General features: G+C 64.8%; 10 protein-coding genes and 1 riboswitch. Of the genes, 9 read left to right on the top strand and 1 reads right to left on the bottom strand.

What is annotated here, in order from left to right; all coding sequences use genetic code 11:
- Window positions 1–8 precede the first annotated feature (8 nt).
- The 6 genes from hrcA to BT115_RS03905 all read left to right on the top strand — a co-directional run bounded on the left by hrcA (window position 9) and on the right by BT115_RS03905 (window position 7,450).
- The gene (hrcA, locus tag BT115_RS03930) at window positions 9–1,070 is read left to right on the top strand and encodes a heat-inducible transcriptional repressor HrcA (protein WP_072321213.1); all 1,062 of its coding nucleotides are present in this window, start codon (window positions 9–11) and stop codon (window positions 1,068–1,070) included.
- 87 nt (window positions 1,071–1,157) lie between these two features.
- Entirely contained in the window at window positions 1,158–1,691 is a 534-nt protein-coding gene (gene grpE / locus BT115_RS03925; RefSeq protein WP_072321212.1) for a nucleotide exchange factor GrpE, read from the top strand.
- A 130-nt stretch (window positions 1,692–1,821) separates the two neighbouring features.
- Window positions 1,822–3,747, top strand: coding sequence for a molecular chaperone DnaK (gene dnaK / locus BT115_RS03920; protein WP_072321211.1), 1,926 nt, complete (start codon window positions 1,822–1,824; stop codon window positions 3,745–3,747).
- A gap of 129 nt (window positions 3,748–3,876) precedes the next feature.
- The gene (gene dnaJ / locus BT115_RS03915) at window positions 3,877–5,007 is read left to right on the top strand and encodes a molecular chaperone DnaJ (protein ID WP_072321210.1); all 1,131 of its coding nucleotides are present in this window, start codon (window positions 3,877–3,879) and stop codon (window positions 5,005–5,007) included.
- Window positions 5,008–5,195: 188 nt separating this feature from the next.
- A complete protein-coding gene (dapB, locus tag BT115_RS03910) occupies window positions 5,196–5,990 on the top strand; it encodes a 4-hydroxy-tetrahydrodipicolinate reductase (RefSeq protein ID WP_072321209.1) in 795 nt (264 codons plus the stop codon).
- A 234-nt stretch (window positions 5,991–6,224) separates the two neighbouring features.
- A riboswitch (yybP-ykoY riboswitch) is annotated at window positions 6,225–6,426 on the top strand.
- Between the two features lie 16 nt (window positions 6,427–6,442).
- Window positions 6,443–7,450, top strand: a complete 1,008-nt coding sequence (locus BT115_RS03905) for a sodium:calcium antiporter (protein ID WP_072322241.1) — start codon at window positions 6,443–6,445, stop codon at window positions 7,448–7,450.
- 310 nt (window positions 7,451–7,760) lie between these two features.
- Here BT115_RS03905 and BT115_RS03900 read toward each other — a convergent pair whose 3' ends face one another.
- Entirely contained in the window at window positions 7,761–8,444 is a 684-nt protein-coding gene (locus BT115_RS03900) for a 2OG-Fe(II) oxygenase family protein (RefSeq protein ID WP_072321208.1), read from the bottom strand.
- Between the two features lie 218 nt (window positions 8,445–8,662).
- Here BT115_RS03900 and carA point away from each other — a divergent pair, with 218 nt between their 5' ends.
- From carA to greA, 3 genes are read left to right on the top strand one after another with little or no spacing between them, the layout of a single operon-like run.
- Entirely contained in the window at window positions 8,663–9,805 is a 1,143-nt protein-coding gene (gene carA / locus BT115_RS03895; protein WP_072321207.1) for a glutamine-hydrolyzing carbamoyl-phosphate synthase small subunit, read from the top strand.
- 46 nt (window positions 9,806–9,851) lie between these two features.
- Window positions 9,852–13,079, top strand: coding sequence for a carbamoyl-phosphate synthase large subunit (gene carB, locus BT115_RS03890; RefSeq protein ID WP_072321206.1), 3,228 nt, complete (start codon window positions 9,852–9,854; stop codon window positions 13,077–13,079).
- Entirely contained in the window at window positions 13,076–13,558 is a 483-nt protein-coding gene (gene greA / locus BT115_RS03885; protein ID WP_072321205.1) for a transcription elongation factor GreA, read from the top strand. Before carB ends, greA begins: the two co-directional genes overlap by 4 nt.
- Window positions 13,559–13,596: the final 38 nt, after the last annotated feature.

The following is a 13,596-nucleotide window of genomic DNA, read 5'->3' as shown; positions in this document are numbered from 1 at the left end:
TCAGGCGCATGAATCCGTTTACCGGTCACGACATCGATGCTCGCGCGCGCCGGCTGCTGCGGACCCTGATTTCCCAATACCTTTCGGATGGCGAGCCGGTCGGCTCACGCACGCTGGCGCGTTCGTCGGGTCTGGAAGTGAGCCCAGCCACCATCCGGAACATCATGGCGGACCTCGAGGAGGCCGGGCTGGTCGCATCGCCGCATACCTCGGCCGGTCGGGTGCCTACGCCGCGTGGCCTGCGTCTTTTCGTGGACAGCCTGCTCGAACTCAAGCCGCTGCCACGCGACGAGATGGCGCGCCTGCAGGGCAGCCTGCCACCGCACCAGACCACCACGCGCGATCTCCTGGGCAACGTCTCGAACCTGCTTTCGGCGATGACGCATTTCGCTGGCGTGGTCACCGTGCCACGCCAGGGCGATTTCCCGCTGCGCCATATCGACTTCGTTTCCCTGCCGGACGCCCGCGTGCTGGTGATCCTGGTGTTCTCGGACAACCAGGTGCAGAACAGGGTGATCCAGCTTGCGCGTCCGATCGGCGCCAGCGAACTGGAGCAGGCGGCCAATTACCTCAACGCGCAGTTCGCCGGCTTCCGGCTGGCGGACATCCGCGCGCACCTTGCCAGCGAATTGCGCGAGGCAGGCGGCGAACTCAATCGCATGCTTGCCAGCGTGGTGGAACTGGCCACGGCTTCGTTCGCCCCGGACGAGGACGCCGACGACGTGCTGGTCAGCGGCCAGACCAACCTCATGGGGTACGCCGAACTGGCCGATATCGACCGGCTGCGCGACCTCTTCGACGCCTTCCAGCAGAAGCGCGATCTGCTGCAGTTGATGGAAATGTGCGTCAAGGCGCCCGGCGTGCGCCTGTTCATCGGAGAGGAATCCGGATTCTCGGCCCTGGACGGCTGCAGCATCGTCACCGCCACCTACGGCACCAACGGCCGCATGCTCGGCGCTGTCGGAGTTATTGGACCGACGCGTATGGCATATGAGCGGGTGATCCCCGTGGTCCAAGCCACGGCCGGATTGCTCAGCGACGCCTTGAATCGCGCCGCGGCGACCTCATAAACCGCCCCGGGAGGCGGGTTTACTAATTTCCCGCGAATGTTCGGCCCCTCGATCGAGCGGGCCGGTTGGCTGACATTTGGAGCAAGCATGCAGAACAACGATCCCCATGTGCCGGATCCGGCGCAGGATGGTACGGCGGAGCACGGCGTGAACGCCGACCTCGACGCCCTTACCGCGAAGCTGGGCGCCCTCGAGAACGAGCTGGCGCAGGCGCGCGAGACGGTGCTGCGCGAGCGCGCCGAAATTGAGAACCAGCGCCGCCGCCTGCAGCGTGACCTCGATCAGGCTCGCCGTTTCGCCAACGAAAAGTTGCTCGGCGACCTGCTCCCGGTCTACGACGGCATCGTTCTGGGCTTGGCCAATGAATCGGCCGACGCGAAGACCTTGCGCGAAGGCCTCGAACTCACGCTCAAGCAGTTGGAGAAGGTCACCCAGGCCAACGGCCTGAGCGTGGTCGACCCGCTGCACCAGCCGTTCAACCCGGACCACCACCAGGCCATCAGCTCGGTCGAGTCGAACGAGCATGCGCCGGGCACCGTCGTGGCCGTGGTGCAGAAGGGCTTCGTGCTCAACGATCGTCTGCTGCGTCCGGCGCTCGTCGCCGTGGTGCGCGACAACTGAACGAAAACCCCGTGCGGTGCGGTCTCGAGGCCGCCGGGGCGTCTCACCAGGCATTGAATCAATGGGGCAGAGCCCCACTTTCACAACAGTCGCGGCCGCGGGGGCCGCTTAGCATTCCGGAGCAACTTCAATGGCCAAGATCATCGGCATCGACCTCGGTACGACCAACTCCTGCGTTGCAGTGATGGAAGGTTCGACCGCGCGCGTCATCGAGAACGCGGAGGGCGATCGCACTACGCCGTCCATCGTCGCGTTCACCAAGGACAACGAGGTTCTGGTCGGCGCGCCGGCCAAGCGTCAGAGCGTCACCAATCCCAAGAACACCTTCTACGCGGTGAAGCGCCTCATCGGCCGCAAGTTCACCGACGCGGAAGTCCAGAAGGACATCAAGATCGTCCCCTACGGCATCGTCGCGCACGATAACGGCGACGCCTGGGTGCAGACCGCTGACGGCAAGAAGATGGCCCCGCAGGAAGTCTCCGCGAAGGTCCTCATGAAGATGAAGAAGACTGCCGAGGACTTCCTGGGCGAGCCGGTGACCGAAGCGGTTATCACCGTGCCGGCCTACTTCAACGACAGCCAGCGTCAGGCCACCAAGGACGCCGGCAAGATCGCCGGTCTCGACGTCAAGCGCATCATCAACGAGCCGACGGCGGCCGCGCTGGCCTATGGCCTCGACAAGACCGCCACGGGCGACCGCAAGATCGCCGTGTACGACCTCGGCGGCGGCACCTTCGACGTGTCGATCATCGAGATCGCCAACGTCGACGGCGAGAAGCAGTTCGAAGTGCTGGCGACCAACGGCGACACCTTCCTGGGTGGCGAAGACTTCGACAACCGCGTCATCGACTATCTCGTCGAAGAGTTCAAGAAGGAGCAGGGCATCGACCTGCGCCAGGACCAGCTCGCGCTGCAGCGTCTGAAGGACGCCGCCGAGCGCGCGAAGATCGAACTCTCGTCCTCGCATCAGACCGACGTGAACCTGCCGTACGTCACTGCCGACGCCTCGGGTCCGAAGCACCTCAACATCAAGCTGACCCGCGCCAAGCTCGAGTCGCTGGTGGAAGACCTGGTCAAGCGCACGATCGATCCGTGCCGCACCGCGCTCAACGACGCCGGCCTGCGCGTGTCCGACATCAACGAGGTGATCCTCGTCGGCGGTCAGACCCGCATGCCGAAGGTGCAGGAAGCCGTGAAGGACTTCTTCGGCAAGGAAGCGCGCAAGGACGTCAACCCGGATGAAGCCGTCGCCGTGGGCGCCGCGATTCAGGGCGGTGTGCTGGGCGGCTCGGTGAAGGACGTGCTGCTGCTCGACGTGACCCCGCTGTCGCTCGGTATCGAGACGATGGGCGGCGTGATGACCAAGCTGATCGAGAAGAACACCACCGTGCCGACCAAGGCGTCGCAGGTGTTCTCCACCGCCGACGACAACCAGACCGCGGTCACTGTGCACGTGCTGCAGGGCGAGCGCGAGCGCGCCAGCGCCAACAAGTCGCTCGGCAAGTTCGACCTGCAGGGCATTCGTCCGGCACCGCGCGGCACGCCGCAGATCGAGGTCACCTTCGACATCGACGCCAACGGCATCCTGCATGTGTCGGCGAAGGACAAGGACACCGGCAAGGAACAGAAGATCGAGATCAAGGCCGGCTCCGGCCTCTCGGACGACGAGATCCAGCGCATGGTGGCCGACGCCGAAGCCAACCGCGAGGACGACCGCAAGTTCCACGAACTGGTGCAGGTGCGCAACAAGGCCGATCAGCTGGTCCATGCCACGCGCAGCCAGCTGAAGGAGCACGGCGGCAAGATCCCGGCCGAGCAGTTGGCCAGCATCGACAGCGCCGTCTCCGATCTGGAGAAGGTGAAGGACGGCGACGACAAGGGCGCCATCGAAGCCAAGATCGCCAACCTCGAGCAGGTCGCCCAGTCGCTCGCCGCGGCGGCCCAGGCCGGCGGTGCGCAGGACGCTTCGGGTCAGTCGGCACCGGGCGGCGGTTCGGCCCAGCCGGACGACGTGGTCGACGCCGAGTTCACCGAAGTCAAGGACGACAAGAAGTAAGTCGCCTTGTTGAGCAAGCGATACGCCGCGGGTTCATGCCCGTGGCGTGTTTCCAACGGTTGAAGCGATCGATCGCGCCGAGGGGAAACCCGTCGGCGCGATCGTCCGTCAAGGGAAAGCAAGCGTGCAATGAGCAGCAGCAAGCGCGACTACTACGAAATTCTCGGTGTCGAACGCACCGTGACCGAGGGTGACCTCAAGAAGACCTTTCGTCGCGTCGCGATGAAGTATCACCCCGATCGCAATCCGGAACCGGAGGCGCTCGAGAAGTTCAAGGAAGCCAAGGAAGCCTACGACATCCTGTCCGACGCGCAGAAGCGCGCCGCGTACGACCAGTACGGTCACGCCGCTTTTGAAGGCGGTGGCTTCGGCCGCGGCCATGGCGCCGGGTTCGGCGACGTGGGGGATATCTTCGGCGACATCTTTGGCGACATCTTTGGCGGTGGCGGCGGTCGCCAGCGTGCGCGCCGCGGCGCCGATCTGCGCTATATGATGGATCTCGATCTCGAAGAAGCCGTGTTCGGCATCGAGAAGAAGATCGACATCCCCACGCAGGTGAATTGCCACCATTGCAACGGCACGGGCTCGGAAGACGGCAAGGTCTCCACCTGTACGACCTGCAATGGCCATGGCCGTGTGCGCATGCAGAACGGCATCTTCTCCATCCAGCAGGCGTGCCCCACCTGTCATGGCTCCGGCCAGAAGATCGACAAGCCGTGCAAGAAGTGCCACGGCGAAGGGCGCCTCGAAGAAGAACGCACCCTGTCGGTGCGCATTCCGGCGGGCGTGGATAATGGCGATCGCATCCGTCTTACCGGGCAGGGCGAAGCTGGTCCGGCCGGTTCGCCGGCGGGCGATCTCTACGTAGAAGTGCGCGTGCGCGAGCATCCGATCTTCCAGCGCGACGGTTCCGACCTGTACTGCGAGATGCCGATCCGCTTCGCTCAGGCCGCGCTTGGCACGGAGTTGATGGTGCCGACGCTGGAAGGCGAGGTGCCGGTGAGCGTGCCGCCGGAAACGCAGACGGGTCAGCAGTTCCGCCTGCGCGGTCGCGGCGTGAAGTCGGTGCGCGGCGGACGCACGGGCGATCTCATCTGCACCGTGGTGGTCGAGACGCCGGTTCGCCTGACCAAGGAGCAACGCGACCTGCTGCAGCAGTTGGAAGTTACATTCGTCGGCGAGGACGCCGCGAAGCACACGCCGCGCTCCAACACGTTCATGGATGGCGTGAAAGAGTTCTGGTCGCGCGTCACGTCGTAAGCCCAGATCGGCTTCCAGAGCCCAGGAAGCCGCCATCTTTGTGTGAGAGCCACCATCTTCGTGCGGGAGCCGCCATGGCGGCGAGGGAAGTTGCCTCGCCGCGTCATCGCTGGGGGGGGGCGGCACGTGTACCCGTGCCGCCTGGGTATCCACTAGCATTGACGTTCCTCGTCCGCAGAGTGCCTCGCATGTCCCGACCCGTCCGTCTCGCGATCAGTGGCGCCTCTGGCCGCATGGGGCTTGCACTGTTGGACCTTGCGCGCGACGACGAACGTTTCGAACTCGTGCGCGCTGTTGTCTCCCCGTCGTCGGGTCGTTTGGGCAAAGCGGTGTATGGCGACGTTTCCCCCATCCGCTTCGCGGACTGGTCCGGCGACGGCGATGTCGACGTGGTCATCGACTTCAGTGGTCCGGACGGCTTGCTCGCCGCAATCGAGCGTTGCGAGGCGAGCGGCGCGGCCCTCGTCACCGGAACTACCGGCTTGTCGCCGGCCATTGAGGAGCGCCTCGCCAAGGCCGGGGAAAGCATCGCGGTGCTGCGCGCGGCGAATTTCAGCCTCGGTGTCGCCGTGCTGACGCGCCTTCTGCGCGAAGCGGCCGCGGCACTGCCGGGCTGGGACCTCGATATCGTCGAGGCGCATCACAATCGCAAGGAAGACGCTCCCTCCGGCACGGCGCTCGCGCTGGGTCATGCGGCGGCTGCGGGCCGCGGCGCCACGCTGGATGAACTGGCCGTCTATGCGCGCGAGGGGCGCACTGGTCCGCGCCAGGCTGGCACGATCGGTTTTGCGGTGGTGCGCGGCGGCGACATCGTCGGCGAGCACCAGGCACTGCTGATGGGCCAGGGCGAGCGCATCGAGCTTGGTCATCGAGCGACGGATCGCTCGATCTTCGCGCGTGGTGCGCTCGAAGCGGCCGCCTGGATCACCGGCCGCGCGCCTGGCGCGTGGACTATCGAGGATGTGATTGCAGCGAAGGTGTGACGCCGACTGCCGGAGCCGCTGTTGCGGCGAAAGTCCAAAGGCACAGGTCGGAGCCAGCCTGGAGGCGACAAGTCAAAAGGTGCCGGTGGGAGCCAGCCTGCTGGCGAAAACCAACGAAGCGGTGTAGCAGCGAGGCAAGCTTCCATCGCCAGCAGGCTGGCTCCCACCAGCAGGTTCCCGTCGCCAGCCGCCGCCGGGTGGCTGCCCGAACCTCGAAGCCGTGTTAACATCCGCGCCGATGTCATTGGGGAGTAGCCATCCTCGTTCCCCCTGAGGAGTTCGCGTCAACAGACTTGGCGGTCGTTTTCGACCCCATGGCGCGAACGGTAGCGGCGCATGGAGAGTGCGCTGTCGGCCCGGCGAGACCTTTGGCCATCGACATGCTCACCCGGCCGGGCGAGCGGTGTCGTTGTGCCATCGGTTTCTTTCGCTCGCCCGGCCTTAAGTCGATCATGCTGCTGACGTGCTTCCTGTTCCTGGTGTCTGCCGGGGCCATCTATTTCGCCTGCGAATACTTCGTCAACGGTGTCGAATGGTTTGGGCGCAAGCTCAATCTCGGCTCGACCACCACCGGTACAGTGCTGGCCGCCTTCGGTACGGCCTTGCCGGAAAGCGCCGTGACCTTTGTGGCCGTCATGTTCGGGAAGAGTCCCGAGGCCCGTGACATCGGCGTCGGTGCGGCGCTCGGCGGCCCACTGGTGCTGGCTACCATCGCCTATGCGGTCGTCGGATTCGCTTTATATGCAGGCCGCAAGCGCCTGAAACGACAGGACACGCGGATTCGTGTGGACCACCGGCGGCTTGCCCGTGATCAGTCCTGGTTCCTCGCGATCTTTCTCGTGAAGCTGGGCCTCGGCCTGGTGGCCTTCGCGTGGAAGCCGTGGCTGGGCGTGCTGTTCCTGGCCGCGTATGCGTTCTACGTGTGGCGGGAAATGCGCGACGACACCAGCGGTCCGGAAGACGAGGAACTCGAACCGCTCACATTCCGCAGGCACGAGGCCGATCCGGCGATGGGCTGGGTGGTATTGCAGACCGGGCTGGCGCTGCTCGTGATCGCGATCGCGTCGCGCACCTTCGTCTGGCAGTTGGAATCGCTCGGTACGTTCTTCAACTTATCGCCGCACATCGTTGCGCTGGTGTTGAGTCCGGTCGCGACGGAACTGCCCGAAACGGTGAACGCGTTGATCTGGGTACGTCAGGGCAAGGAGAGGCTGGCACTGGCCAACATCTCGGGCGCCATGATGATCCAGGCGACTATTCCCAGTTCGCTGGCGCTGTTTGCCACGCCGTGGCTGTTCGATACGCCGCTGGTGGTGGCGGGCGTCATCACTGCCGTCGCCATCATCGTGCTCTGGGCCATGTTCCGCCGGGGCGCGGTCGAAGCCCGCTGGCTGATGCCAATCGGGGCGCTCTACGGCGTGTTCGCCCTGTTCGTGGCGTGGTGGTTCGGCGGCCGGTGAGGGTTCGCCACTCCCCGTAGGGGCCGCCGTCCCCTTGCAGGAGCCGCCATCCCCCTTGTAGGAGCCGCCATGGTGGCGAGGGAAGCTTGCCTCACCGCTATCGCTTCCCGCAAAAACTTCCCGCGTCGCCGCTCTGTTGGCTTCTCGCCGCCATGGCGGTTCCCACAACATCGCTTCGGAACTTGCTGGTGGGAGCCAGCCTGCTGGCGGCGGACGCTTGCCTCGCCTCTACACCGCTTCGTTGGCTTTTCGCCACCAGGGTGGCTCCTACCTCTGCTTCGCAGGAACCGCCATGCGGCTCCTGCGTGGCTCAGTCGGGGTGAGAGGCGTTGCGGTCGCGGTCGGCGCCGACCTTGCGGTCGAGCTTGCCGAAGATCTTCTTGAAGGCTCGCGAGAACTTGCCGCGCTTGGTCTTGCGGGCCTTCTCTTCCTCCGAGGTGAGCCAGGCCACCTGGATGACCCGGCGTTCGCCTTCGTACGGCAGATGGCCGTGGAAGGAGTTTTCCGCTCGGCGAAAGACCGCGAACTCGCCGTAAAGCGGCTTCAACTCCGGCGCAATCATGTCGTCGATGTCGTTGATCGAGCGAAGGAAACGCAGGCAGCCGTCGCTGGTGTCCGGCCACATCGGGTTGAGATAGATCAACGCCGTGGCGATCTTGGACTTGCTGTCGGTATGAATGGTGCCGTGGCGGCGGTTGAGCAGCCGGCACAGCGTGACCAGGGTGGGGTAGTTCTCCAGGCCTTCGATGCCCATATGGCGGCCGATCGCGGCGGAAAACGCGCGCGAGGTCATCTGTTCCACCAGCTCGTTTACCGATGGACCGCAATCGCTGGCGTCGTAGGGAAAGAACCCGGCGCTGCTGTACTGGGGGAAGTCGCGCTCCAGGTCGCTGCGCGCCTCGTCCGGCAGTTGCCCGTGGGCGATCATGAACGAGAACGGATCGTGCCTGATGTCTGTGTCGGGACGTTCCAGGCGGGCAGGGTCGAGCAGCATGCAGGCGATCTCGGTTCAGGGTTACCTTGCCGAGCATTGTATCGTGTCGGACCACGTTCCCTCGCGGCATTTTCCTACGCGTTCATTCATCGGATGAGGTGGACAGAAAGGCCTTTCGCGCCTATCATTCTTACCCGCCCTACGATCCTTATCCCCAAGGCCCACGAGCCGCTTCACGCAGGCTTGCGGGCTTTGCTGCACCTGAAGGCGGCCATCCCATGCGTACTCCTGCTCTGCTTGCTCTCGAAGACGGCAGCATTTTTCACGGCCACTCTGTCGGTGCCCGCGGTGAGACGGTTGGCGAGGTGGTGTTCAACACCGCCATGACCGGTTACCAGGAAATCCTGACCGACCCGTCGTACTCCCGCCAGATCGTCACGCTGACGTACCCGCACATCGGCAATACCGGTACCAACGACGTCGACGTCGAAGCCGACCGCGTTCACGCGGCGGGTCTCATCGTTCGCGACGTGCCGCGCCTCGCCAGCAACTGGCGCAGCGTGGAACCGCTGCCGCAGTACCTGCAGCGTCATGGCATCGTCGCCATCGCCGGCATCGACACGCGTCGTCTCACGCGCATCCTTCGCGAGAAGGGCGCGCTGAATGGCTGCATCGTTGCGGGCGAGGCTATCGACGCCGATGCCGCAGTGGCCAAGGCCAAGGCGTTCCCCGGCCTCAACGGCATGGACCTCGCCAAGGTCGTCAGCACGACGGCCACCTACCAGTGGAACGAGGGCGTGTACGACCTCGACAAGCAGGCGTTCTACAACGCGCCGAAGAAATTCCGTGTGGTGGCGTACGACTTCGGCGTCAAGCAGAACATCCTGCGCCTGCTCGCCGGCCGCGGTGTCGACATCACGGTCGTGCCTGCGCAGACGCCCGCGTCCGACGTCCTCGCCATGAATCCGGATGGTGTGTTCCTCGCCAACGGCCCGGGCGATCCCGCCGCGTGCGACTACGCCATCGAGTCGACCCGCCAGATTCTCGATACCAGGATCCCCACCTTCGGCATCTGCCTCGGGCACCAGATCATGGCGCTGGCGATCGGCGCGAAGACGCTGAAGATGAAGTTCGGCCATCACGGTGCGAACCACCCGGTGAAGGATCACGATACCGGCCGCGTGCTCATCAGCTCGCAGAATCACGGGTTCGCGGTCGATCCGGCCACGTTGCCGACGAATGTCCGCATCACCCACACCTCGCTGTTCGACGGCTCGCTGCAGGGCTTCGCCCTGACCGACCGGCCTGCATTTTGCTTCCAGGGACACCCAGAAGCGAGCCCGGGCCCGGAAGACGTCGGCTACCTGTTCGACACGTTCATTGCCGCGATGGAAGCGCACAAGGTGAAGCAGGCGTCCTGACGCCCGCCACCGCCCATCCATCCGCCATCGATTCGCGAGAGAAACCATGCCAAAGCGCAGCGACATCAAGACCATCCTCGTCATCGGCGCCGGCCCGATCGTCATCGGCCAGGCCTGCGAGTTCGACTACTCCGGCGCGCAGGCGTGCAAGGCGCTCAAGGAAGAGGGCTACCGCGTCGTCCTGGTCAATTCGAACCCGGCGACGATCATGACCGACCCCGAGACGGCGCATGCCGTCTACATCGAGCCGATCAACTGGCAGACGGTGGAGCGCATCATCGCCAAGGAGCGCCCGGACGCGGTGCTGCCGACGATGGGCGGCCAGACCGGCCTCAATTGCGCGCTCGACCTGGCCGATAACGGCGTGCTCGAGAAGTACGGCGTCGAGCTGATCGGTGCCACGCGCGACGCCATCCGCATGGCGGAAGACCGCGACCTGTTCCGCAAGGCGATGGCCGAGATCGGCCTGGAATGCCCCAAGGCGGAAGTGGCGCGTTCCATGGAGCAGGCGCTCGAAATCCAGACGACGGTGGGCTTCCCGACCATCATCCGTCCGAGCTTCACGCTCGGTGGTTCGGGCGGCGGCATCGCCTACAACAAGGAAGAATTCGTCGAGATCGTCGGTCGCGGCCTCGAACTCTCGCCCGTGCACGAAGTGCTGGTCGAAGAGTCGGTGCTCGGCTGGAAGGAATTCGAGATGGAAGTCGTCCGCGACAAGGCGGACAACTGCATCATCGTGTGCTCGATCGAAAACTTCGATCCGATGGGCGTGCACACCGGCGACTCGATCACCGTCGCGCCGGCACAGACGCTCACCGACAAGGAATACCAGCGCCTGCGTAACGCGTCCATTGCGGTGCTGCGCAAGATCGGCGTGGACACCGGCGGTTCCAACGTGCAGTTCGGCATCAACGCCGAAGACGGTCGCGTCGTCGTCATCGAGATGAATCCGCGCGTGTCGCGCTCGTCGGCGCTGGCCTCGAAGGCCACTGGTTTCCCGATCGCGAAGGTCGCTGCCAAGCTCGCCGTCGGCTACACGCTGGACGAACTCAAGAACGACATCACCGGTGGTCTCACACCGGCGTCGTTCGAGCCGTCCATCGATTACGTCGTGACGAAGATCCCGCGCTTCGCCTTCGAGAAGTTCCCGGCCGCCGATGCCCGCCTCACCACGCAGATGAAATCGGTGGGCGAGGTGATGGCGATGGGCCGCACCTTCCACGAGTCGATGCAGAAGGCCTTGCGCGGTCTCGAGATCGGCAAGACCGGCCTGAATCCGACCGGCCTGGACATCGGCAGCGAGGAAGGCTTTCTTACGCTCAAGCGCGAACTGCGCGAGCCACGTCCGGACCGCGTTTTCCACGTGGCCGATGCGTTCCGCGCCGGCCTGTCGCTGGAAGAAGTGCACGATCTCACGCATATCGATCCGTGGTTCCTTGCCGCGTTCGAGGACATCGTGATGACCGAGGGCGAAGTGCAGCGCCAGGGTCTCACGGTGCTGGACGAGCCGCGCATGCGCGAACTCAAGCGCATGGGCTTCTCCGATGCGCGCCTGGCCGAACTGGTCGGTACCGACGAGGGCGCCGTGCGCCACCTGCGCCGCACGCTCGGCGTGCGTCCGGTCTACAAGCGCGTGGATTCCTGCGCCGCCGAATTCGCGACCACCACGGCGTACATGTACTCGACCTACGAGGAAGAGTGCGAGGCCAACCCGACCAATCGCGACAAGATCGTCGTGCTGGGTGGCGGTCCGAACCGCATCGGCCAGGGTATCGAGTTCGACTATTGCTGCGTGCACGCAGCGCTCGCCCTGCGCGAGGATGGTTTCGAAACCATCATGGTCAACTGCAATCCGGAAACCGTCTCCACCGATTACGACACGTCCGATCGCCTGTACTTCGAGCCGCTCACGCTTGAAGACGTGCTTGAAATCGTCGATCTCGAAAAGCCGAAGGGCGTGATCGTGCAGTACGGCGGCCAGACGCCGCTGAAGCTGGCGCGCGCGCTGGAAGCGGCTGGCGTGCCGGTGATCGGTACCAGCGCCGACTCGATCGACCTCGCCGAGGATCGCGAGCGCTTCCAGAAGATGATCCAGAAGCTCGAGCTGAAGCAGCCGCCGAACCGCACGGCACGCAACGCGGACGAGGCGCTCGCGCTCGCCCGCGAGATCGGCTACCCGCTGGTCGTGCGTCCGAGCTACGTGCTCGGCGGTCGCGCCATGGAAATCGTCTACGCCGATGCCGATCTGTCGCGCTACATCCGCGAGGCCGTGCAGGTGTCCAACGAGTCGCCGGTGCTGCTCGATCGCTTCCTAGACCACGCGGTCGAGGTGGACGTCGACATCGTCGCCGACGCCGAGGGTAACGTGCTCGTCGGCGGCATCATGGAGCACATCGAGGAAGCCGGCGTGCACTCGGGCGATTCGTCGTGCTCGCTGCCGCCGTATTCGCTCAGTGCCGAAGTGCAGGACGAGATGCGTCGCCAGGTGAAGCTGATGGCGCTGGAGTTGAAGGTCATCGGCCTGATGAACACGCAGTTCGCCATCCAGGGCGATGAGGTGTTCATCCTGGAAGTGAATCCGCGTGCGTCGCGTACCGTGCCGTTCGTCTGCAAGGCCACCGGCATGTCGCTCGCGAAGATCGCGGCGCGCGCCATGGCCGGTCGCACGCTCGTCGAGCAGAACGCCACCAAGGAAATCATTCCTTCGTACTACTCGGTGAAGGAAGCCATCTTCCCGTTCCTCAAGTTCCAGAACGTGGACCCGATCCTCGGCCCCGAGATGCGTTCCACAGGCGAGGTGATGGGCGTGGGCCGCAGCTTCGGCGCCGCCTTCGCACGTGGCCACGAAGCCGCCGGCATCAAGGCGCCGCCGAAGGGCAAGGTATTCATGTCCGTGCGCGATGCCGACAAGGATCGCCTGCTGTCGATCGCCCAGGACGTGGCCAGCCGCGGCTACGGCATCGTTGCCACCTCGGGTACCGCCAAGTTCCTGCAGGACAACGGCGTGGCGTGCGAGCGCATCAACAAGGTGCTCGAAGGCCGTCCGCACATCGTCGACCTGATCAAGAACGGCGAGGTGGTGTACATCGTGAACACGACCGAGGGCAAGCAGGCCATCTCCGACTCGTTCTCGATCCGCCGTGAAGCGCTGCAGCAGCGCGTCACGTATTCCACGACCGTCGCAGGCGCGCGTGCGCTCGTGCATTCGCTCGACTTCCACGCCGATGGAGAAGTGAACAGCCTGCAGGATCTGCACAAGGAGTTGAACGCATGAGCAGCACTCGTCCTCCCATGACCCAAAAGGGTGCCGATCGCCTGCGCGACGAGTTGGAGTATCTGAAGCGCGTGAAGCGGCCCGAGATCGTCGCCGCAGTGGCGGAAGCACGTGCGCACGGCGACCTCAAGGAGAATGCCGAGTATCACGCCGCGCGTGAGATGCATGGCTTCAACGAAGGCCGCATCGCCGAGCTGGAAGCGGCGCTGTCGAATTCGGAAGTGATCGACACCGAGCGCCTCAGCGTGGGCAAGCGGATCGTGTTCGGCGCGATCGTGGACCTGGTCGACCTGGATTCGGATGCCAAGGTCACTTACCAGATCGTCGGTGACCTCGAGGCCGACATCAAGCAGAACCTCATCGCCGTGTCCTCGCCGATCGCGCGTGCGCTCATCGGCAAGAACGAAGGTGACGAGTTCGACTTCAAGGCGCCCAATGGCGTCAAGACCTACGAGATCGTTGGCGTTCGCTATAGCTGATCGGCTGCTCTTGACCTGGACTCGCGGCCGGCAGGGAT

Source organism: Luteibacter sp. UNCMF366Tsu5.1 (assembly GCF_900119235.1).
GTDB classification, from domain to species: domain Bacteria; phylum Pseudomonadota; class Gammaproteobacteria; order Xanthomonadales; family Rhodanobacteraceae; genus Luteibacter; species Luteibacter flocculans.
The sequence above is the reverse complement of the archived record's forward strand: the minus strand, read 5'-3'. Positions and strand labels throughout refer to the sequence as shown.

Bases quoted from the DNA above. Each gene is read 5' to 3' on its own strand.
- hrcA (WP_072321213.1), top strand. From the start codon at position 9: ATGAATCCGTTTACCGGTCACGACATCGATGCTCGCGCGCGCCGGCTG.
- grpE (WP_072321212.1), top strand. From the start codon at position 1,158: ATGCAGAACAACGATCCCCATGTGCCGGATCCGGCGCAGGATGGTACG.
- dnaK (WP_072321211.1), top strand. From the start codon at position 1,822: ATGGCCAAGATCATCGGCATCGACCTCGGTACGACCAACTCCTGCGTT.
- dnaJ (WP_072321210.1), top strand. From the start codon at position 3,877: ATGAGCAGCAGCAAGCGCGACTACTACGAAATTCTCGGTGTCGAACGC.
- dapB (WP_072321209.1), top strand. From the start codon at position 5,196: ATGTCCCGACCCGTCCGTCTCGCGATCAGTGGCGCCTCTGGCCGCATG.
- BT115_RS03905 (WP_072322241.1), top strand. From the start codon at position 6,443: ATGCTGCTGACGTGCTTCCTGTTCCTGGTGTCTGCCGGGGCCATCTAT.
- BT115_RS03900 (WP_072321208.1), bottom strand. From the start codon at position 8,444: ATGCTGCTCGACCCTGCCCGCCTGGAACGTCCCGACACAGACATCAGG.
- carA (WP_072321207.1), top strand. From the start codon at position 8,663: ATGCGTACTCCTGCTCTGCTTGCTCTCGAAGACGGCAGCATTTTTCAC.
- carB (WP_072321206.1), top strand. From the start codon at position 9,852: ATGCCAAAGCGCAGCGACATCAAGACCATCCTCGTCATCGGCGCCGGC.
- greA (WP_072321205.1), top strand. From the start codon at position 13,076: ATGAGCAGCACTCGTCCTCCCATGACCCAAAAGGGTGCCGATCGCCTG.